This is a genomic window from Thioalkalivibrio sp. ALE21, from assembly GCF_003208255.1.
Classification (GTDB): Bacteria; Pseudomonadota; Gammaproteobacteria; order Ectothiorhodospirales; family Ectothiorhodospiraceae; genus Thioalkalivibrio; species Thioalkalivibrio halophilus.
Map to the genome: position 1 here is coordinate 46,902 of NZ_QKMA01000007.1, position 20,004 is coordinate 66,905.

Genomic DNA, 20,004 nt, shown 5'->3' on the forward strand with positions numbered 1-20,004 from the left:
ACCTTCTCCCCCGGGAGCGGGGATCAATCGCCGGGCGTTTCCAGCAGCTCCCGTGCGTGGGCGCGACTGCTCTCGGTGAGGGCGCTGCCGCCGATCAGACGGGCCAGGGCGTCCACCCGGTCCTCGTGATCCAGGCGGCGGATGCCAGTGCAGGTGTGATCCTCGGCCGTGGTCTTGGCCACTTCCAGCTGATGATGGGCCTGCGCGGCGACCTGCGCGAGGTGGGTGACGCACAGCACCTGATGGCGTTCCCCCAGTCGCCGCAGCTTGCGCCCGACGACCTCGGCCACCGCGCCGCTGATGCCCGAATCGACCTCGTCGAAGATCAGGGTGGGCACGGTCTGCTGCTGGCTCGCGAGCACCTGCAGGGCCAGGCCGATACGTGACAGTTCGCCGCCCGATGCCACCCGGGCCAGTGGCTGCGGGGTCTGGCCGGGGTTGGCGGCGACGCGGAATTCCACCCGGTCGGCGCCGTGGGCGCGGGGTTCGTCGTCGGGTTCCACGGCGATCTCGAAGCGCCCGCCGGCCATGCCCAGTTCCTGCATGGTTTCGGTGACAGCGGTCTCGATGCGCCGCGCGGCCTGTTCGCGTGCGCGGGTGAGTTCCGCCGCGGCGTCCTCCAGCGCGGAACGCGTCTGTGCGGCCCGGGTTTCCAGTTCTTCTACCGTGCGGTCTCCGGATTCCAGACGCTCCAGTTCGTCCATCAGACGCCGTTGCAGCCCGGGCAGTTCCTCCGGTTCCATCCGGTGCTTGCGCGCCAGACGCAGGTACTCCCCCAGTCGCGCATCCAGTTCCGCCAGGCGCTGCGGGTCGGGGTCGATGTCCTCGGCCAGCCGGCGCAGGGTGTCTCCGGCCTCGTCGATCTGGATGCGGGCCGATTCCAGCAGCTCGATCCCGGGCTGCAGGCGGTCGTCATGGCGGGCCGCCTCCTGCAGCCGGTGCAGCATCTGGCCGAGGAGGGCATCCAGCCCGTTGTCCTCGCCGATGGTGTCGTCGGCGGCCTGGAGGGCCTGCAGGACCTCGGTGCCGTGCGCCAGCCGGCTCTGTTCGGTGGATAGCTCGGGGTATTCGTCGGGCTCCGGCGCCAGTTCGGCCAGTTCGCCGGTCTGAAAGCGCAGCAGGTCCAGCCGGTCGCCGGCCTCGGCCAGTTCCGCGCGGGCCTTTTCCAGGGCGCTGCGGGCCTCGCGCCATTGCTGGAAAGCCGTGGTGACTGCGTGGCGCAGGGGCGCCTCGACAAAGCCGTCGAGCCAGGCCCGCTGGGTATCGCGCCCGAGCAGCTGCTGATGGGCATGCTGCCCGTGGATGTCGACCAGCCACTGGCCCAGTTCCCGCAGCTGGGTGACGGTCGCGGGGCGCCCGTTGATCCAGGCGCGGCTCTTGCCCTGGCGCGTGAGCACGCGCCGCAGCAGGAGCGGGTCGCCGTCCTCGCCGGCCAGGCCGGCCTCGGCGAGCCAGGCATGCGCCGGGCTGTTGTCCGGGAGTTCGCATTCGGCCCCCAGTTCCGCCTGTTCGGCGCCCTCGCGCACCATGGAAGCGTCGGCCCGGTCGCCCAGCAGCAGGCCGACCACGTCGACCAGGATGGACTTGCCGGCGCCGGTCTCGCCGGTCAGGGCGTTGAGGCCGTCGTCGAGCTCGAGTTCGAGTTCGTCGACGATGGCGAAATCGCGGATGTGGATCAGGCGCAGCATGTCAGGGCTGTTCTCCCCAGCGCAGCTTGGAACGCAGCATGCGCAGGAACTGGTGATTGTGCGGGTGGATCAGGGTCATGCCGTATTCGCGGCGGCGGATGCGCAGGCGGTCGCCGGGCCCGAAGTCGACGTTCTCCTGACCGTCCAGCGCGACCTGTGCCGGCGAGCGGCTGTCGGGGGACAGCTGGATCTCGATGACCGAATCACCGCCCACCACCAGCGGGCGGTGGTTCAGGCTGTGCGGCGCGACCGGGACGATCACCATGCCGTCCATCTGCGGGGTGAGGATGGGGCCGCCGGCCGACAGGGCGTAGGCGGTGGAGCCGGTGGGCGTGGCAACCACCAGTCCGTCGGCACGCAGGCGCCCGACGTCCACGCCATCGATGGTGGTGTCGAACTCGATGATGCGCACCACGCTGAGTACGTGCAGCACGGCGTCGTTGACCGCGACCCCGGTGTGCACGGTCACGCCGTCGCGCACCACTTCGGCCTCCAGCATGGAGCGCGGTTCCAGCACGTAGGCGCCGTCCAGGACCTCCCCCAGTTCCTCCGGCGCGGTATCGGGGGATACGTCGACCAGGAAGCCCAGGCGGCCGAGATTGATCCCCAGCAGCGGCGTGCCGATCCCGGCGGTGACCCGGGCGGTCGCCAGCAGGGTGCCGTCGCCGCCGATCACGATCAGCAGGTCGGCTTCGCGCGCCAGCTCGCCGACCGGCCGGATCGGTACATCGGCCGGGCGCTGGAAACCCTCGATGTCGGCCTCCATCAGTATGTGTCGCTCGCGCTCGCACAGCAGCTGCACCAGCCGGTCCACCAGCGGAGCGGTGCGCGGGTCGTTGGCCTTGCCGATCAGGCCGACGGTCTTGAACTCTGGCATCATGCCGGCATTATCCGGAAAACGGGGTGGTCCTGCATCCAGCCGCTTGACGCTGGCGCAACGCCCCCGAAAACTTGGACGGTTGTGGCACTCGTCCGGAAGGAGCGCTGATACCAGCATGAATGACTCGTCGATCCAGCTCGATTCCCGCGAGCGGACCCTGCTGCGGACGCTGATCGAGAGCTATATCAGCGACGGTCAGCCGGTGGGGTCCCGCAACCTCGCGCGCGCATCGGGCCTCAAGGTGAGCGCCGCGACGGTGCGCAACGTGATGGCCGATCTCGAGGATCGTGGCCTGATCCAGGCGCCGCACACCTCGGCCGGGCGGGTTCCGACCACCGCCGGCTACCGGCTGTTCGTCGACAGCCTGCTGGAGGTGCGCAAGCCCAGTCGCGAGCAGATCGATGCGATCGAATCGCGCTTCGATCCCGGCGCCTCCACCCAGGACCTGCTGGACAGCGCCAGCAGCGTGCTGTCCCAGGTGACGCGCATGGCCGGGATGGTGCGGCTGCCACGGCATCGCAACGTCGCGTTGTCGCAGATCGAATTCCTGCGCCTGGGCGAGGGCCGGGTGCTGGCGATCCTGGTGATCGACGGCCGCGAGGTGCAGAATCGCGTCCTCGAACTGGAGCGGGACTTCAGTCAGGACGACCTGCAGCGCATGGCCAATTATCTCAACGCGCATCTCGCGGGGAAGAGCCTGCATACGGTGCGCGCCGAACTCCTGCGGGAAATGCGCGAGGTGCGCGACGACCTGGACGTGCAGATGCTGGCTGCCATCGACCTGGGCGAACAGGCGCTGGGCGACGAGGACCCCGACGACGTGGTGGTGGCCGGTCAGACCCAGCTGCTGGGTTACGAGGAGCTCGCGGACATGGAGCGCCTGCGGCAGCTGCTGGAAGCGTTCAACGAGAAGCGCGAGATCCTCGGTATCCTGGACCAGTGCATCCGCGGGGACCGGGTGCAGATCTTCATCGGCCGCGAGTCCGGTCTTGACTGGTTCGAGAACTGCTCGGTGGTGACCGCCCCCTACAGCGTGGATGGCGAGGTCGTGGGCGTGCTGGGTGTGATCGGTCCGACACGCATGTCCTACGACCGGGTCGTCCCCATCGTGGACGTCACCGCCCGATTGCTGGGCTCGGCCTTGAATGTGCGCGGGGAATCCCCAGACTCCCAGTAAACACCGCGAAGGCGGGGCCGCGAGCCCCGCCTTCCTGCTTGTGCGCCGGCGACAGGCGGCGCCCGTCCGAACAACACTCGATACGAACGCGAGGGAAGCATGTCCGAACAGCCGGAATCCCGGGAAACCCCCGAAAACGAAGCGCAGGAGTCGCCCTCCCCCGAGGAACAGGAAGCGGCCGCGGCGGCCGGCGAGGCCGATCGCATCCAGGAGCTGGAGGCGCTGGCCGAGGAGCGGCGCGACCAGGCCCTGCGCGCGCAGGCCGAGCTGGAGAACCAGCGCCGGCGCTTCGAACGCGAGCTGGAGAACGCGCACAAGTATGCGATGGAGAAATTCGCCTCCGAGATGCTGGAGGTCTGTGATTCCCTGGAGATGGGGCTGCAGGCCGCGCGCGAGTCGCAGGACGTGGACCGCGTCATCGAGGGCGTGGACCTGACCCTCAAGAACCTGCACAAGGTCTTCGACAAGTTCGGCATCCAGGCCGAGGAGCCCACCGGCGAGCGTTTCGATCCGGAGCGCCATCAGGCGATGTCGATGCAGGAGGATCCCGAGCAGCCGCCGAACACCGTGGTCGCGACCATGCAGAAGGGCTACATGCTGCAGGACCGGGTCCTGCGTCCGGCGATGGTCATGGTTTCCAGGGCTCCCAGCTCCCCTGGCATCGACGAGAACGCCTGATCGCCCTTCGCGCCCGGTGGCGAGCGTCCCGGGCGTGGCGGCTCGACAACGATTTTTTGTCCGCGGCGGTTGAAAAGACCGTCACGGCCCCCAGATCACCGGACAAACGGGCAGGGTTCCCCCTGTCCCGCGAACTTTCAATTTCAGGAGAATTCAGCCATGGGCAAGATGATCGGAATCGACCTCGGGACCACCAACTCCTGCGTCGCCGTGATGGAAGGCGACCAGGCCAAGGTCATCGAGAACGCCGAGGGCGCGCGCACCACGCCGTCCATCGTCGCCTTCAGTGAAGACGGCGAGGTGCTCGTCGGCCAGGCGGCCAAGCGCCAGGCGGTGACCAACCCGCAGAACACGATCTTCGCGGCCAAGCGTCTGATCGGCCGCAAGTTCGACGAAGGCGAAGTGCAGAAGGACATCGATCTGGTGTCCTACAGCATCGTCAAGGCCGACAACGGCGATGCCTGGGTCGAGGCGCAGGGCAAGAAGATGGCCCCGCCGGAGATCTCCGCGCGCGTGCTGCAGAAGATGAAGAAGACCGCCGAGGATTACCTCGGGGAAGAGGTGACCGAAGCGGTCATCACCGTGCCGGCCTACTTCAACGACTCGCAGCGCCAGGCGACCAAGGACGCCGGCAAGATCGCCGGGCTGGAGGTCAAGCGCATCATCAACGAGCCGACGGCCGCCTCGCTGGCCTACGGCATGGACAAGCAGCGCGGTGACCGCAAGATCGCGGTGTACGACCTGGGTGGCGGTACCTTCGACATCTCGATCATCGAGATCGCCGAGGTGGATGGCGAGCACCAGTTCGAGGTGCTGGCGACCAACGGCGATACCTTCCTCGGTGGCGAGGACTTCGACAACCGCCTGATCGACTACCTGGCCGACGAGTTCAAGAAGGACCAGGGCATCGACATCAAGGGCGATCCGCTGGCCATGCAGCGCGTGAAGGAAGCCGCCGAGAAGGCGAAGATCGAGCTGTCCTCCGCGCAGCAGACCGAGGTCAACCTGCCGTACATCACGGCCGACAATACCGGGCCCAAGCACCTGGCGATCAAGGTCACCCGGGCCAAGCTGGAGAGCCTGGTCGAGGACCTGATCCAGCGCTCCATCGAGCCCTGCAAGGTCGCCCTGAAGGACGCCGGCCTGTCCGCCTCCGAGGTGGACGACGTGATCCTGGTCGGCGGTCAGACCCGCATGCCCAAGGTGCAGGAAGCGGTCTCCGGCTTCTTCGGCAAGGATGCACGCAAGGACGTGAACCCGGACGAGGCGGTCGCGGTCGGCGCCGCGGTGCAGGCCGGCGTGCTGGGTGGCGACGTCAAGGACGTGCTGCTGCTGGACGTGACCCCGCTGTCGCTGGGCATCGAGACCATGGGCGGCGTGATGACCAAGCTGATCGAGAAGAACACCACCATCCCGACCCGGGCGCAGCAGGTGTTCTCCACCGCCGAGGACAACCAGACCGCGGTGACCGTGCACGTGCTGCAGGGTGAGCGCGACATGGCCAGCGCCAACAAGTCGCTGGGCCGCTTCGACCTGCAGGACATCCCGGCCGCGCCGCGTGGCGTGCCGCAGATCGAGGTCACCTTCGACATCGACTCCAACGGCATCCTGAACGTCTCGGCCAAGGACAAGGCGACCGGCAAGGAGAACAAGATCGTCATCAAGGCCTCCTCCGGCCTGTCCGAGGACGAAGTCGAGCAGATGGTCAAGGATGCCGAGGCCCATGCCGAAGAGGACAAGAAGTTCCAGCAGCTGGTGCAGGCGCGCAACCAGGCCGATGCGATGGTGCACTCCGCGGAGAAGTCGCTCAGTGATCTGGGCGATCAGGTCTCCGACGAGGAACGCTCCGAGATCGAGTCGGCGGTGAGCGAGGTCAAGACCGCGATGGAAGGTGACGATGCCGAAGCCATCGAACAGACCACCCAGAAGCTGGCCGAAGCCTCCGGCAAGATCGCCGAGAAGGCCTACGCGCAGCAGGGCGGCGATGCCGCCGGGGACGATGCCGGCGGGGAAGCCGGCGGCCAGCAGCAAGGTGACGACGTGGTCGACGCCGAGTTCGAGGAAGTCGACGACAACGACAAGAAGAACGGCTGATCCGCCGTGGCCGGCCGGCCACGCGCCGGTCGGCCCCCCCTTGCCAGCCACCACGCCCGGGCCCGCGCACGCGAACCCGGGCGCTTTCGTTCCCGGCAACGGCTGAACGCCCCGGACTATCCGCAGGAAAACGATCATGGCAAAACGCGATTACTACGAGGTGCTGGGGGTGTCGAAGGACGCCTCCGCCGCCGACATCAAGAAGGCCTTTCGCCGTCTGGCGATGAAGTATCACCCCGACCGCAACCCCGGGGATGAGGATGCCGAGGCCCGTTTCAAGGAGGCCCGCGAGGCCCACGACGTCCTGAGCGACGATCAGAAACGGGCGGCCTACGACCGTTACGGCCACGCCGGTGTGGACGGCTCGGCCGCCGGCGGCTTCGGCGGCGGTGCCGGAGGGTCCAACTTCAGCGACATCTTCGAGGATATCTTCGGCGACATCTTCGGTGGCGGCGGCGGTCGCGGCGGGCAGCGGGCTTACCGCGGTTCGGACCTGCAGTACAACCTGGAGCTGACGCTGGAGGAGGCGGTGTTCGGGACCGAGGTGCAGATCCGGATCCCGACGACCAGCACCTGCGAAGTCTGTGACGGATCGGGGGCCGAGCCGGGGACCTCCACCGAGACCTGTCCCACCTGTAACGGCATGGGTCAGGTCCGTATCCAGCAGGGCTTTTTCTCGGTGCAGCAGAGCTGCCCCCGCTGTCATGGCAGCGGGCGCATCATCCCCACGCCCTGCAAGGCCTGCGGCGGCCAGGGCCGGGTGCAGGAACAGAGCACCCTGGATGTCAAGGTGCCTGCCGGAGTGGACACCGGCGACCGCATCCGCCTGTCCGGGCAGGGCGAGGCCGGACTCAACGGGGGCCCGCCGGGGGATCTCTACGTGCAGGTGCGGGTCAAGCCGCATCAGTTGTTCCGGCGTGACGGCAACGACCTGCACTGTGAGGTCCCGATCTCCTTCGCCACCGCCGCTCTGGGCGGCGAGCTGGAGGTGCCGGCGCTGGACGGCCGCGTGAACCTCAAGATCCCGCCGGAGACCCAGAGCGGCAAGCAGTTCCGCGTCAGCGGCAAGGGCGTGAAATCGGTGCACGGTGGCGGCGTGGGCGATCTGATCTGCCGCGTGGTGGTGGAGACGCCGGTTAACCTGACCAAACGGCAGAAGGAACTGCTGCAGGAATTCGAAGAAGAGACCCGGGCCGGCGGCACCAAGCACAGCCCCAAGGAACACTCCTTCTTCGACGGGGTGCGCTCGTTCTTCGACGACCTGAAGTTCTGGTCGAAATAGGGGCGCGAGCCGGCCCCGATTGCCTCAGACGGACTCGAAGTCGAAGTCCGGCTCGGGCATCGGGGCCTGCAGGAAGAAGCCCTGCACCAGGTTGACGTTGAGGCCGTACAGCACGGCAAGCGCGGAGGCGTCCTCGATGTGCGGGACGATGACCTGCTTGCCCTTGGCGTGGGCGGCCTCGGTATATTCGCGGATCGTCTCCTGGTTTTCCTCGCTTTCGGCGAGGTTCTTGACGAACGAGGCGTCCAGCTTGATGTGGTCGGCATCCAGGTGTTGCAGCAGCTGGAACGGCTTGAGGCCGTTGCCGAAATCGTCCACGCACAGGTGACTGTGCATTTCCTTCAGCCCGCGGCCCACGTTCATCGCCGGCTTGAGATGGGTGACGATGGTCGGTTCCTTGAGTTCCACCACCACGTTGTCCGCGGGGATGCGCAGGGCGTGCAGGTCGTCGTTCAGCCAGGTCAGGACGGACGGGTCGCCCAGCGAACCGTTGGTCAGCTTGAGGAAGAACTGCGTGCGCGAGTCCTTCTTCAGCTGCCGGGCCAGCACCGCCAGGGCATGGCGCAGGATCCAGCGGTCGATCCGGGTCGCCACCTCGGTGCGTTCGGCGCTGGGCAGGAATTCCACTGGCTCGTGTACCGTGCCGTCGGCGTCCAGCAGGCGTACGAACACGCTGTAGCGCGGCCGGTCGGCGCCGTGCAGGTTGACCACCGGCTGATAGCGCAGCTCCAGACGGTTCTCTTCCAGCGCCTCGAGGATGCGGTTCTTCCATTGCTGATCCAGCTGCGCCTGGGTCAGCTCGCCCTCGGCGGGGCGGTAGAAGCGATGGGTGCCGCCACCGGCCTTCACCGCGTCTTCCAGTGCACGGTCGGTCTGCGCCAGCAGTTCCTCGGTGTCCGGCGCGGTCTCGTCGGCGATGACCCCGCCGGCCGAAACGCTGCCGTGGGTGGACAGCGTGCCCACCTCGAACACCCGCGAGGCGATGGCCTCCTGCAGCGCATTCAGGCGTTCTTCTGCGGCGGCCTGCTGGGCTTCGGGCAGCAGCACACCGAAGCGTTCGGCCTCCAGCCGTGCGATCACCGCGGTTTCCGGGAAATGGCTCTCGATGATCTGGCCGACGTCGGCCAGCATCAGGTCGGCCCCGGACATCCCGGCGTTGGCGCGGATTTCGGGGAAATGGTCCACCGCCACGGTCAGCAGGGCGAAGGGCTTTTCGGTTTCCGCGGCCCGCGTGCGCGTGGTTTCGATGGCGTCCTGGAAGTACTGCCGGTTGTACAGGCCGGTGACCAGGTCGCGCTGTGACAGATAATCGATCTTCTGCGCCAGCTCCTTGTCTTCGCCGGAGCTGAGCTGGACCTGGGTCGCGGCCTCGCCTTCCACGGTCGTGGAGGACAGGTGCAGCTCCGCCTCGAAGGCCTCGCCGTCCAGCGTGCGTAACTGGAAATGTTGCGCCATGGCCTCCTCGCTGCCCTCCTGGTAGCTGCGCAGGAAGCGCTTGAGGTCGTCGCGGCTGTCCGGCGCGACCAGATCCATCAGCGGCAGACCCTCGATGTCGTCGGGATCGTCAACGCCGAAGCGTTCGCGCCAGGAGGCGTTGGCGTACACATGCATGCCGTCATGGATGTAGGCGATGGCGTCGCGCGAGTTGTCCAGCAGCAGCTGGCTGCGCCGCTCGGACTCCTGCAGCGAGTTCTCCATGCGCTTGATCTGCTGTCGCAAATGCAGCGAGTCGGCCGCACGCAGGGTCAGGATCGCGGTGAGCTCCACCAGCTGATGGTCCACCACGGCGAATACACCGGCCTCGTAGTCGGGCAGGCGTTCCTCCTCCGGGCGTTCCGTCATCAGGACCAGGGGGGTGCGGCGGCCACTGGCCTGCAGGGCCGCATCCACGTCGCTGCGCGCCAGATTGAGACCAGGTTCGGTGAAGACGACGACCTCGAAGCGGGTTTCCCGCAGCGCCGTGGTCAGACCCTCGCCGTCATCGACCTGTTCCGGGCGCACCGCGCACCCGCGGGACCGGATGCTGCTGATGACCTGTTCCGCCAGGTTGGGATTGGCGGTCACGAAGAGGACGCGAATGGATTCGATCATGGAAGTGGGGGCACTCGGTTAATGCGGGTCCAGGGAGAGCGCATCTCCCGCATCCGGGGTTCCCGGTTCGTCCGTCGGGGCCTCGTCCAGCTCGATATCGGTCATGCGGCAGCCGACTTCCGTGAACAGTGTAGTGCCCGTGCGCTCTGCGTCCAGAGCCAGCACGCGTGCGCGGCCGTTGAGCCAGACCACGAGGCGCTGTTCGTGATCCAGTTCCTGTGCCGGCAGCATAAGTGCCGCCCCCTCCTGACCGATGCGGACCGGCGCGAACAGCCCCGGTCGTGGCTCGCGCACGGCACGGCCGGCGCGATACAGCTGGACCAGGACCGGCATGCAGCGCTGGGCGAGATATTCCACGCCGATGCTGATCTCGTCGTCGGTTTCGAAGCGGATCCAGCGCAGCACGCCCACGGTCCACCCGATCTGACCGGGGTCCTGTTCGCGCAGTCCGACCAGATCCCCGATCAACAGTGTCTGCTGCGGATTCTGCAGGCGCAGGCGGACACCGCCGGCGCCGATGTCCTCGACCTGCCAGTGCTCCGGCTGCTGGCGCTTGACGATCGGGGCCTTTGGCTCTTCGTGGTCTGCGATTTCCAGGCCCCGGCCAACGTCCTCCCAGGCGTGGCCGGCCCGGTCGGTACCCTGGTCGGCCAGGGGGTGCGGATCGTCGTCGGGCTCCGTGGAACGGTGGCCGTCACTGAGGCTCAGTCCGCTGTCGGCGCGCGCAGCATCCGACATCTGAATCACGTTAACCGTGGCCGGTCGTCCATCGGGATGAACGTCGTCGTCTTGCGGGGCCTCGGTTGTCGCCGTATCGGTGGGTGCCGGCCGGGCAGGGCCCTGCCGGCTGTCCAGTGCCGCCTGCATGTAGGCCTGGATGCGGGTCAGGCCGAACAGGCAGTAGCGTTGTTCGTTGACGCTTTCGCGCGAGTGGCGGCGGGTGGGCAGGCGCAACCACAGGCGCAGCATGCGCTCGGCCAGAGTGCGACCGTCGGCCCGGCGTGCGGGGTCCAGCGATTCGGGCTGGTTGCGCAGGGCTTCGAGCAGGGGGCCGAGTTCGACATGCGTGCTGTTTTCTCCGGCCGGCAGGTTGCGCAGTACGAGGCCGGGCGGGTGATCGGTATCGAGGTCCGCGCGCAGCACCGGAAGATCCGGGTGCTCCTCCGGATTCGGGGTCGCGCTGCCGTGCACCGGGAGCTCGGCGATCCAGCGTGCCAGGAGGTCGATGTCGCCGATCTCCAGCGCGTTGACGCCGGTGCTGCCCAGCACGAACAGGCGTGCCGTGGTGGCGTCGATGGTGTCGGGGCCCAGCGGGCTGATGGCCTCCCGGCGCAGCGCTTTTTGCTGATCCACGCCCAGCTCACGAGCGAAGAACAGCAGGCCGTAGATCTGTCGCCACAGCCCCCGCGGCAGCGGCTGGTACAGGCGCCAGTGATGGATGGCCAGCGCGGCCAGGGCATCCACGGCGGCCTGCAGGTGGGGAACGGCCTTTTCGCGCGATGCCTTGTTGCTGGGCACGCTGACCGGGGTCAGCAGAAGGTGCATGTTGGCCAGTTCGCGCAGGGCGTCGCCGAAGATCCGGGCACGATGCAGACTGCGGTTGGCCAGAGGCAGCGGCCGGCGACGCAGGCCGCGTTCGACTTCCGGGATCAGCGGCAGCAGATGTTCTTCGATGAGGTCTGCTAGTTCGTCCCGCACGCCGGGCTTGAGCGCGACCCGGTTGAGGGAGCCGAGAACGGCGCAGAGCTTTTCGATGGCCGCCTCGCGGTCGGCGCGGGGCAGATCTTCGCACCACGTACGCAGGGCCCTGACCGTGTGCGGCGGGAAACCCTCCGGCTCGGGTTCGGTCTCGGGCAGGGGTGGAAAGACGGCATCCGAATCGATCATGGCCTGTTCCGGCAATAGTGGGATATCCCCAGAAGGTACCCGATCAAAAGTCGGGGTAAAAGTCGGGGAATGACGTTTCGCCGTCAGCCGGTATTCCGGCGATCGGGGTTTTGCCCGGTTCGCCGGCGATTTCGCGCACCCGGCGCGGCAGCAGGTAGCCCGGGAGTCGGCGGTGCATTTCTCGGTAAATGGCGGCGGCGCGGTCCGGAGGTACCTCGAAGTGCGCGGTGCCGCGGGTGCGATCGAGGCAGTGCAGATAGTAGGGCAGCACGCCGTGGCGGAACCCGGTTTCCTGCAGGTCGACCAGGGTGTCGGCGTCGTCGTTGACGCCGGCGAGCAGTACGGCCTGGTTGAGGAGGGCGATGCCGCTCGCCCGCAGGCGTTCCAGGGCGCGATCGGCGGGGGCCGCGAATTCACGCGGGTGGTTGGCATGCAGCACCAGCACGTGCTGCAGGCGTCCCCGGCCCAGCCAGTCCAGCAGGGCGTCGTCCACCCGCTCCGGCAACACCACCGGGAGCCGAGTGTGGATGCGCAGGCGTTCGACGTGAGGAATGGCTTCCAGACGCGCTACCAGACGCGCCAGCCGGGTGTCGGACTGGCTCAGGGGATCGCCACCGCTGAGGATGACCTCGTGGATGTCGGGGTGCGCCGCGAGATAGTCCAGCGCCGGGCCCCAGTCGTCGCGCGCCGGGTTGTGGTCGGCGTAGTCGAATTCGCGGCGGAAGCAGTAGCGACAGTGGATGGCGCAGGCCCCGGTGGTCAGCAGCAGGGCGCGTCCGGCGTACTTGTGCACCACGCCCGGAGCCGCCAGCGCGTCATGGTCGCCGACCGGGTCGGCGACGAAGCCGGGCACCTCGTCGGCCTCCTCCGCCAGCGGAAGCACCTGGCGCAGCAGGGGGTCCGCCGGGTCGCCGGGCGCGATGCGTGCGAGCCAGCTCTCGGGCACGCGGATCGGGAAACTTGCGTGGCCGGCGTGCATCCCGGGCAGGTGCTCCGGGGCGAGGGACAGGCGCCGGGCGAGGGTGGCCGGGTCGCGGATTGCGGTGGCCAGCGCGCGCTGCCAGGGGGGCGTATGGGTTGCCGGCGGCGTACGCGTTATCATGATCGGATTTTTGGGCATGGTCGGTTCCCGGCGGGACGGCCGGCCCGCGTTGTTTGAACGGCTGGAAGAACTGGCTGGAAACCCTCGAGGACTACGCGCAATGGCAACCTACAGTACCAACGAATTCAAGGGCGGTCTCAAACTCCTGCTGGACGGCGATCCGATGTCGATCGTGGAGAACGAGTTCGTCAAGCCGGGCAAGGGGCAGGCCTTCAACCGCGTGAAGCTGCGCAACCTGCGCACCGGGCGCGTGGTGGAGAAGACCTTCAAGTCGGGCGAGTCGGTGGAGGCCGCCGACGTGCTCGAGACCGAGATGCAGTATCTCTACAACGACGGCGAGTTCTGGCACTTCATGACCCCGGAGAGCTTCGAGCAGTATGCGGTGAGCAAGGCCGCGCTCAACGGCTCCGACCAGTGGCTGAAGGAACAGGACATGTGCACCGTGACCCTGTGGAACGGCGAGCCGCTGTCGGTGGAGGCGCCGTCCTTCGTCGAGCTGCAGATCACCCAGTGCGACCCGGGCATCCGCGGCGACACCGCCCAGGGCGGGACCAAGCCGGCCACGCTGGAGACCGGCGCGGTGGTCAAGGTGCCGCTGTTCGTCGAGGAGGGTGAAACCATCAAGGTGGACACCCGCAAGGGTGAATACGTCTCGCGCGTCTGATCCGGCGTCCGTGTCGGACTGGCGGCCGCGGGCCGCCGGGTCGCGCGTGGCCCGGGCCCGCCTGCTGGCCGAACTGCGGGGCTTCTTCGCGCGCCGCGGCGTGCTGGAGGTGGAGACCCCGATCCTCGGCCGGGGCACGGTCCTCGACCCCGCCATGGAGAGCTGGCATGCGCAGGCCGGCGATGGCGCCGGCGGGCGCGAGGGGGGCTGGCTGCAGACCTCGCCGGAATACCCGATGAAGCGCCTGCTGGCAGACGGCTCCGGGGACATCTACCAGATCGCCAGGGTGTTCCGCGGCGGCGAAAGCGGTGCCCGCCACAACCCCGAGTTCAGCCTGCTGGAATGGTATCGCCTCGGGTTCGACGACCGGACGCTGGCCGACGAGGTGGTGACCCTGCTGCAGGAGGTCGCTGCGGCGGACCCGGCGTGGCAAGCGCCGGACCCGGAGCCGCGGGTGGTCGCCTACCCGGACCTGCTTGACGAGGTTCTGGGCGTCGACGCGCTGAACGACGACGCGGCGCGCCTGCAGGCCGTGGCCGCGGAGCGCGGCCTGACCGTCCACGGCGAACTGGACCGCGATGCCTGGCTGGATGCGCTGATGTCGCTGTGCGTGGTGCCCGGGTTCCCGCCGGGACGTATCACCATCCTGCACGACTATCCGGAAAGTCAGGCGATCCTCGCGCGGCGCAGTCGCGAGCGTCCCGGCTGTGCCGCGCGTTTCGAGGTCTACTGGGGCGATCTGGAGCTGGCCAACGGCTACTTCGAGCTGACCGACCCGGTGGAATTCCGCCGGCGCCGCGAGCAGGACCGGGCGCGGCGGCGCGCGCGCGGCCAGCCGGAACCCGCGGCCGATCCGTTCCTGGAGGGTGCGCTGGAGGCGGGACTGCCCGACTGCGCCGGGGTGGCGCTGGGGGTGGACCGCCTGCTGATGCGCCTGCTGGGCGAGGACGATATCCGGCGGGTGATCGATTTCCCCTGGGGACGCGCCTGAAGTGCCCGCGGGGTTGGCTCAGTCCCGGCCGGTGTAACGGCCCAGGGCGCTGCGAACCTGCACCTCGGTTTCGGGCGTCAGCGCCGGTTCCAGTTCCAGCGGGCCCGGGGGCAGCAGGAGGACCACCGAGGACCCCAGGTTGAAGCGGCCCATCTCCGCGCCGCGCTCCAGTGCGATGTCGCGTTCCGGCCAGGTCACGCAGCTGGCCTCGCGGGCCGCGGGCGGCGTGATCTCCCCGGCCCATACGGTCTCGATCGAGCCCACGTTCTGGGCGCCGATCAGGGCCGTCGCCATAGGGCCGAAGCGGGTGTCGAACAGCGCCACCACGCGCTCGTTGCGGGCGTAGATGCGCGGCACGTGACGCACGATACGCGGGGCCACCGAAAACAGCCGCCCGGGGACATGGATCGCGTGGGTTAGCGTGCCGTCCAGCGGCATATGCAGGCGGTGGTAGTGGCGCGGGGACAGGTACAGGGTGACGAAATGCCCGTCGCGAAATGGCACCGCGAGGTCGTTCTCGCCGCCCAGCAGTTCTTCCACCGAGTAGTCGTGCCCCTTGGCCTGGAAGATGCGCCCGGCCTCGATGCGCCCGCTGGCGCTGACCCGCGCATCCGCCGGGCTGACCACGGTGGCGGGATCGCCCTCCAGCGGGCGTACCCCGTCGCGCAGGGCACGGGTGAACAGGGCGTTGAAGCTGGGGTAGGCGGCGATGTCCGGCTCCGCGGCCTCGCTCATGTCGAGCCCGAACCGGCGCACGAAGGCACGCAGCAGCGGCTGCACGCGCGGGGACTCGATGCGGGCCAGCCGGTGCACCAGCCGCGACAGGGCGTGATGGGGCAGGGCGTGGGACAGGCGGGCAAGCCAGGGATCGACGGCGCTCATGGGGTTCTCGTGGCGTGGGATCGGGTGCATGATGCCGGTCGCGGTTTATCATGACGACCCTTCAACCCCTCCCGGAGTGTGAAAATGGAACCCGGTACCGGTTTGCTCACCCTGCGCGACTTCATTCGCTACGGCGCGTCGCAGTTCCGTGCGGCGGGGCTGTCCTTCGGGCACGGCACCGACAACGCCTTTGACGAAGCCGCCTGGCTGACCCTGCACGCGCTGCACCTGCCGCTGGACCTGGAGGCGCACTGGTGGGACAGCCGGTTGACCGAGGCGGAGCGCGAACGGGTCGAGGGCCTGCTGCGCGAGCGCATCCAGTCGCGCAAGCCGGCGGCCTATCTGGCGCGCGAGGCGTGGTTCGCCGGGTTGCCCTTCCACGTGGACGAGCGCGTGCTGGTACCGCGTTCACCCTTCGCCGAAGTGATCGAGTCGGGGTTCGAACCGTGGGTGGATCCGGACGCCGTGGAGCGCGTGCTGGACCTGGGCACCGGCGCGGGCTGCATCGGCATCGCCGTGGCGCTGGTGCTGCCGCAGGCGCGCGTCGATCTGGCCGACATCTCGCCGGATGCGCTGGCGGTGGCGCGCGACAACGTGGCGCGTTACCAGCTGGAGGACCGGGTCCGGCTGGTCGAGAGCGATGTCTTCGAAGGGCTGGGGCCGGAGGATCGCTACGATCTCATCGTGACCAATCCGCCGTACGTGGACGCCCGCGACATGGCCGAACTCCCGGACGAATACCGCCACGAACCCGAACTGGGGCTGGCGGCCGGGGAAGACGGTCTCGACATCGTGCGCCGCATCCTCGCCGGCGCGCGCCGGCATCTGACCGACGAGGGGGTGCTGATGGTGGAGGTCGGCAACAGCCAGGAGGCCGTAGAGGATGCGTTCCACGACATCCCGATGGTGTGGCTGGATTTCGAGGCCGGCGGTCACGGGGTGTTCGTGGTGCGGGCAGAGGACCTGCCCGCGGACTGAAGCCGCACCGGAGGGGCGCGGATCAGCACTGCTCCCAGGGCAGGCCGTGGTAACGCCACCCGCCCACGGTGGAACGGTGGTGCTGCTCGTCCAGCGGACCCTCGAAACCCTCTTCCACCGAATACACGTTGTGCACCCCGGCCTGCAGCAGGGCCTCGGCGGCCGCCAGGGTACGCTTGCCGCTGCGGCAGATCAGGTACACCGACGGGGCGTCCTCGGCGGTGTCCATGGCCCCGCCCAGCAGCAGCTTGCGCACCTGCGGCACGAAGTCCGGGTTCACCGTCCAGTCCGGTTCGTCGATCCACGGGATGTGGATCGCCCCGGCGGGGTGTCCCACGAACAGGAACTCCATGGTCGAACGAACATCGACCAGCAGATCCCGGGGCCGTTCGCGCAGGCGCTCCCGGGCCTCCACCGGGTGGATGCGGGGGACGTCGGCGCCGGTGTCCGGCGAGTGTCCGTGCGGGTCGGAATGTTCGCTCATGCGATGGTCTCCGGTTGCAGGGTTACATGGCGAAGTCCAGTTCTTCCCGGATCGCCTCCATGCCTTCTTCGGCGCAGGCGCGGTCCAGATCGCCGCCCGGGGCGCCGGAGACCCCCACCGCACCGAGCATGCGGCCGGCGGCCTCGATCAGGATGGCCCCGTCCAGCATCAGGATGCCGTCGACGTTGTTCATTTCGTCACGGATATCCTCGCGGTTGGCCACGAAGTCACCGGAGTCCAGGCCGGACATGACCGAGGCGCGGGCCTTGTCACCGGCGATCGAGATGGTCTGCGGTGCGGCCCGGTCGTCGCGCATGACGACGCGATCGTTGCCGCTGCGGTCCACCACCACGGCGCTGACCTGGTGTCCGTCGTCGCGGCAGGACTGCACGGTGGCCATCGCCAGCTCCTGGGCCAGGTCCAGGTTCAGGCTGGGCAGCTCGGTGTAGACGTCGGCCGCGGCCGAGCCGCCGAAGCCCAGCATCCCGCTCAGGACGGTGGCCAGGGCGGTGCGGCGGAGCGATTGCAGACGGGTCATGGAGAACTCCTTGCGGTTGAGTGACAGGAGCATAGACGAAAGGACGGCGACGCGGATTCCGGTGGTGGTACCCGGGTCGCTTCCATGGACGGGCGACATCCCCGGCGGCTGGCGGTAAACTGGCGCCATGTCAGGAAACAGCTTTGGACGACTGTTCGTCGTCACCACATTCGGCGAGAGTCACGGACCGGCCCTGGGCGGGGTCGTGGACGGCTGCCCGCCCGGGATCCCGCTCACCGAGGCCGATCTGCAGAAGGACCTGGACCGGCGGCGTCCGGGTCAGTCGCGTCATACCACCCAGCGGCGCGAGCCGGACCAGGTGCGCATCCTGTCCGGGGTGTTCGAGGGCGTGACCACCGGCACCCCCATCGGGTTGCTGATCGAGAATACCGATCAGCGCTCGAAGGACTACGGCGAGATCAAGGACCAGTTCCGGCCGGGACACGCGGACTACACCTACCACCGCAAGTACGGCGTTCGCGACTATCGCGGGGGCGGACGCAGTTCCGCGCGCGAGACCGCGCTGCGGGTGGCGGCCGGGTCGGTGGCCCGGCGCTTCCTGGAGGAGCGCTACGGCATCGTGATCCAGGGCTGGCTGTCGCAGCTGGGGCCGCTGGGGCTGGAGGAGAAGGACCTCGCACGCACCGAAGATAACCCGTTCTTCTGCCCGGATCCCGACCGGGTCCCCGAGCTGGAAGAATTCATGGACCAGCTGCGCAAGTCGGGGGATTCCATCGGGGCGCAGGTGACGGTGGAAGCCCGGGGGGTCCCGGCCGGCTGGGGCGAGCCGGTGTTCGACCGCCTGGACGCCGAGCTGGCCCACGCCCTGATGAGCATCAATGCGGTCAAGGGCGTGGAGATCGGGGCCGGCTTTGACAGCGTGGCCCAGCGCGGCACCGAGCACCGCGACGAAATCACCCCGGAGGACGGTTTCCTGTCCAACCATGCCGGTGGCGTGCTGGGCGGGATCTCCACCGGTCAGGCGCTGCGCGCGAACCTGGCGCTCAAGCCGACCTCGTCGATCCGCCTGCCGGGCCGCAGCATCGACACCGCCGGCGAGCCGGTGGAGGTGGTGACCAAGGGGCGTCATGACCCCTGCGTGGGCATCCGCGCCGCGCCCATCGCCGAGGCGATGACGGCGCTGGTGCTGGCCGATCACGCGTTGCGCCATCGCGGTCAGAATGCCGACGTGCCGGACCGCGGCCCGCATCCCGGGGAAGGCCCGGGACCCGAGTCCGGGTATCGCTCCGGGTAATGCGCCGGAGGCGTGACCCCGGCTCCTGAGTCCGGGGTCACGCCTCCGGCGTCGATGCCCGGGGTCGAGTCCCGGCTCCTTTCAGCGTTTTCACCCTCCGTGCCGGATCCGGCACGGAGCGTTATCCGTGGTTCCGGTCGTGACGCCCAATCTGCGCCTGTCCAGCTTCTACTTCTTCTATTTCGCCACCATCGGGGCGTTCATGCCCTACTGGGGGCCGTATCTGTCCGAGCTGGGGTTCTCCGGCTCGCAGATCGGCGAGCTGATGGCGATCGTGCTGGCGACCAAGATCATCGCGCCCAATGTGTGGGGATGGCTGGCGGATCGTACCGGCACCCACATGCCGCTGGTGCGCTCGGGGGCGCTGGCGGGGCTGATCGCCTTCACCGGGGTGCTGCTGTATTCCGGCTACTGGTGGCTGGCGGCGGTGATGGCGGTGTTCAGCTTCTTCTGGAACGCGATCCTGCCGCAGTTCGAGGCCACCACCCTGCGGACCCTGGGACGCGACAGCCACCGCTACGCCCTGGTGCGGCTGTGGGGCTCGGTGGGCTTCATCGTGGCGGTGGCCTCGCTGGGCTGGTTGTTCGACTACATCGAGGTCGCGTGGCTCCCGTGGCTGGTGCTGCTGCTGTTCGTCGGACTGTATGCCAGCACGCTGCAGGTCCCGGAGCCGCCGCGTGACGAGGTGGCCGAGAACAACGTGCCGTCGATCGGGAGCGTGCTGCGGCGGCCCGAGGTCATCGGGCTGTTCCTGGCGTGTTTCTTCATGCAGGCGAGTCACGGGCCGTACTATGCATTCTTCACCCTGTACGTGGAGGAGGCGGGTTTCTCCCGCTCGATGGCCGGGCAGCTGTGGGCCCTGGGCGTGCTGGCCGAGGTGTTCCTGTTTCTGATCACGCCGCGACTGATCCTGCGTTTCGGCGCGTGGTTCCTGGTGACCCTGGCGCTGGTGCTGACCACGCTGCGCTGGTCGCTGCTGGCGGCGGTGCCGGAGTCACTGCCGATGCTGCTGTTCATCCAGACCCTGCATGCCTTCAGCTACGGGGTGTATCACGCGGCGGCGATCTCGCTGATCCATTATTTCTTCCCCGGCCGGCTGCAGGGGCGCGGACAGGCGCTTTATTCGTCGCTGGCCTTCGGCATCGGAGGTGCGCTGGGCAGTCTGGCCGCCGGCTATCTGTGGGACGGCGTGGGCTCGGCCTCGGTCTACGTGCTGGCCGCGGGGCTGGCGGCAGCCGGGGTAGTGGCCTCGCTGTTCGGCCACTGGCGCCACCGGCGAGTGGCGGCCCGGACCCGGGCGGGCTGACGCATCGCCGGGGCTCGCGTAGGCTTT

17 protein-coding genes are annotated in these 20,004 nt (G+C 68.5%); 9 read left to right on the plus strand and 8 right to left on the minus strand.

Features of this window, described 5'->3' with window-relative positions; all coding sequences use genetic code 11:
• Nucleotides 1-23: 23 nt before the first annotated feature.
• Together recN and D893_RS07765 are read right to left on the minus strand one after the other, a co-directional pair.
• Nucleotides 24-1,688: a DNA repair protein RecN gene (gene recN, locus D893_RS07760; protein ID WP_110619487.1), complete on the minus strand. Its 1,665-nt coding sequence runs from the start codon at nucleotides 1,686-1,688 to the stop codon at nucleotides 24-26.
• A gap of 1 nt (nucleotide 1,689) precedes the next feature.
• On the minus strand, nucleotides 1,690-2,568 hold the full coding sequence (locus D893_RS07765; protein WP_077243662.1) for an NAD(+) kinase: 879 nt from the start codon (nucleotides 2,566-2,568) through the stop codon (nucleotides 1,690-1,692).
• A 115-nt stretch (nucleotides 2,569-2,683) separates the two neighbouring features.
• Here D893_RS07765 and hrcA point away from each other — a divergent pair, with 115 nt between their 5' ends.
• The 4 genes from hrcA to dnaJ all read left to right on the plus strand — a co-directional run bounded on the left by hrcA (nucleotide 2,684) and on the right by dnaJ (nucleotide 7,799).
• On the plus strand, nucleotides 2,684-3,745 hold the full coding sequence (gene hrcA / locus D893_RS07770; RefSeq protein WP_018946382.1) for a heat-inducible transcriptional repressor HrcA: 1,062 nt from the start codon (nucleotides 2,684-2,686) through the stop codon (nucleotides 3,743-3,745).
• 99 nt (nucleotides 3,746-3,844) lie between these two features.
• Nucleotides 3,845-4,423, plus strand: coding sequence for a nucleotide exchange factor GrpE (grpE, locus tag D893_RS07775; RefSeq protein WP_018946381.1), 579 nt, complete (start codon nucleotides 3,845-3,847; stop codon nucleotides 4,421-4,423).
• A 159-nt stretch (nucleotides 4,424-4,582) separates the two neighbouring features.
• Nucleotides 4,583-6,517, plus strand: coding sequence for a molecular chaperone DnaK (dnaK, locus tag D893_RS07780; protein ID WP_018946380.1), 1,935 nt, complete (start codon nucleotides 4,583-4,585; stop codon nucleotides 6,515-6,517).
• 136 nt (nucleotides 6,518-6,653) lie between these two features.
• Nucleotides 6,654-7,799, plus strand: coding sequence for a molecular chaperone DnaJ (gene dnaJ / locus D893_RS07785; RefSeq protein ID WP_018946379.1), 1,146 nt, complete (start codon nucleotides 6,654-6,656; stop codon nucleotides 7,797-7,799).
• A gap of 24 nt (nucleotides 7,800-7,823) precedes the next feature.
• Here dnaJ and D893_RS07790 read toward each other — a convergent pair whose 3' ends face one another.
• From D893_RS07790 to epmB, 3 genes are read right to left on the minus strand one after another with little or no spacing between them, the layout of a single operon-like run.
• A complete protein-coding gene (locus tag D893_RS07790) occupies nucleotides 7,824-9,890 on the minus strand; it encodes a GGDEF domain-containing phosphodiesterase (protein ID WP_018946378.1) in 2,067 nt (688 codons plus the stop codon).
• 18 nt (nucleotides 9,891-9,908) lie between these two features.
• The gene (locus tag D893_RS07795; RefSeq protein WP_110619488.1) at nucleotides 9,909-11,777 is read right to left on the minus strand and encodes a hypothetical protein; all 1,869 of its coding nucleotides are present in this window, start codon (nucleotides 11,775-11,777) and stop codon (nucleotides 9,909-9,911) included.
• 43 nt (nucleotides 11,778-11,820) lie between these two features.
• Nucleotides 11,821-12,897 (minus strand): EF-P beta-lysylation protein EpmB, encoded by a 1,077-nt coding sequence (epmB, locus tag D893_RS07800; protein WP_110619489.1) that lies wholly within the window; start codon nucleotides 12,895-12,897, stop codon nucleotides 11,821-11,823.
• An 82-nt stretch (nucleotides 12,898-12,979) separates the two neighbouring features.
• Here epmB and efp point away from each other — a divergent pair, with 82 nt between their 5' ends.
• Nucleotides 12,980-13,543, plus strand: a complete 564-nt coding sequence (gene efp, locus D893_RS07805; RefSeq protein ID WP_019589311.1) for an elongation factor P — start codon at nucleotides 12,980-12,982, stop codon at nucleotides 13,541-13,543.
• A 10-nt stretch (nucleotides 13,544-13,553) separates the two neighbouring features.
• Nucleotides 13,554-14,534 (plus strand): EF-P lysine aminoacylase EpmA, encoded by a 981-nt coding sequence (gene epmA / locus D893_RS07810; protein WP_018946375.1) that lies wholly within the window; start codon nucleotides 13,554-13,556, stop codon nucleotides 14,532-14,534.
• 18 nt (nucleotides 14,535-14,552) lie between these two features.
• Here epmA and asd read toward each other — a convergent pair whose 3' ends face one another.
• A complete protein-coding gene (asd, locus tag D893_RS07815; protein WP_018946374.1) occupies nucleotides 14,553-15,416 on the minus strand; it encodes an archaetidylserine decarboxylase in 864 nt (287 codons plus the stop codon).
• Between the two features lie 84 nt (nucleotides 15,417-15,500).
• Here asd and prmB point away from each other — a divergent pair, with 84 nt between their 5' ends.
• Entirely contained in the window at nucleotides 15,501-16,394 is an 894-nt protein-coding gene (gene prmB, locus D893_RS07820; protein WP_018946373.1) for a 50S ribosomal protein L3 N(5)-glutamine methyltransferase, read from the plus strand.
• Between the two features lie 22 nt (nucleotides 16,395-16,416).
• Here the strand turns inward: prmB and D893_RS07825 are convergent, their stop codons facing one another.
• Complete coding sequence (locus D893_RS07825; RefSeq protein ID WP_024328988.1) at nucleotides 16,417-16,878, minus strand: rhodanese-like domain-containing protein; 462 nt, start codon at nucleotides 16,876-16,878, stop codon at nucleotides 16,417-16,419.
• A 22-nt stretch (nucleotides 16,879-16,900) separates the two neighbouring features.
• Nucleotides 16,901-17,416: a heme-binding protein gene (locus tag D893_RS07830; protein WP_024328987.1), complete on the minus strand. Its 516-nt coding sequence runs from the start codon at nucleotides 17,414-17,416 to the stop codon at nucleotides 16,901-16,903.
• Nucleotides 17,417-17,543: 127 nt separating this feature from the next.
• On the opposite strand from D893_RS07830, the gene aroC reads away from it, so the two are divergent.
• Entirely contained in the window at nucleotides 17,544-18,671 is a 1,128-nt protein-coding gene (gene aroC, locus D893_RS07835) for a chorismate synthase (RefSeq protein WP_110619490.1), read from the plus strand.
• A gap of 139 nt (nucleotides 18,672-18,810) precedes the next feature.
• The gene (locus D893_RS07840; protein WP_024328985.1) at nucleotides 18,811-19,977 is read left to right on the plus strand and encodes an MFS transporter; all 1,167 of its coding nucleotides are present in this window, start codon (nucleotides 18,811-18,813) and stop codon (nucleotides 19,975-19,977) included.
• Nucleotides 19,978-20,004: the final 27 nt, after the last annotated feature.

What these genes read in the sequence shown, in the direction of transcription:
- efp (WP_019589311.1), top strand. Translation starts at nt 12,980, where the DNA reads ATGGCAACCTACAGTACCAACGAATTCAAGGGCGGTCTCAAACTCCTG.
- recN (WP_110619487.1), bottom strand. Translation starts at nt 1,688, where the DNA reads ATGCTGCGCCTGATCCACATCCGCGATTTCGCCATCGTCGACGAACTC.
- dnaK (WP_018946380.1), top strand. Translation starts at nt 4,583, where the DNA reads ATGGGCAAGATGATCGGAATCGACCTCGGGACCACCAACTCCTGCGTC.
- dnaJ (WP_018946379.1), top strand. Translation starts at nt 6,654, where the DNA reads ATGGCAAAACGCGATTACTACGAGGTGCTGGGGGTGTCGAAGGACGCC.
- D893_RS07765 (WP_077243662.1), bottom strand. Translation starts at nt 2,568, where the DNA reads ATGATGCCAGAGTTCAAGACCGTCGGCCTGATCGGCAAGGCCAACGAC.
- D893_RS07790 (WP_018946378.1), bottom strand. Translation starts at nt 9,890, where the DNA reads ATGATCGAATCCATTCGCGTCCTCTTCGTGACCGCCAATCCCAACCTG.
- epmB (WP_110619489.1), bottom strand. Translation starts at nt 12,897, where the DNA reads ATGCCCAAAAATCCGATCATGATAACGCGTACGCCGCCGGCAACCCAT.
- D893_RS07830 (WP_024328987.1), bottom strand. Translation starts at nt 17,416, where the DNA reads ATGACCCGTCTGCAATCGCTCCGCCGCACCGCCCTGGCCACCGTCCTG.
- D893_RS07795 (WP_110619488.1), bottom strand. Translation starts at nt 11,777, where the DNA reads ATGATCGATTCGGATGCCGTCTTTCCACCCCTGCCCGAGACCGAACCC.
- asd (WP_018946374.1), bottom strand. Translation starts at nt 15,416, where the DNA reads ATGAGCGCCGTCGATCCCTGGCTTGCCCGCCTGTCCCACGCCCTGCCC.
- hrcA (WP_018946382.1), top strand. Translation starts at nt 2,684, where the DNA reads ATGAATGACTCGTCGATCCAGCTCGATTCCCGCGAGCGGACCCTGCTG.
- grpE (WP_018946381.1), top strand. Translation starts at nt 3,845, where the DNA reads ATGTCCGAACAGCCGGAATCCCGGGAAACCCCCGAAAACGAAGCGCAG.
- prmB (WP_018946373.1), top strand. Translation starts at nt 15,501, where the DNA reads ATGGAACCCGGTACCGGTTTGCTCACCCTGCGCGACTTCATTCGCTAC.
- D893_RS07825 (WP_024328988.1), bottom strand. Translation starts at nt 16,878, where the DNA reads ATGAGCGAACATTCCGACCCGCACGGACACTCGCCGGACACCGGCGCC.
- aroC (WP_110619490.1), top strand. Translation starts at nt 17,544, where the DNA reads ATGTCAGGAAACAGCTTTGGACGACTGTTCGTCGTCACCACATTCGGC.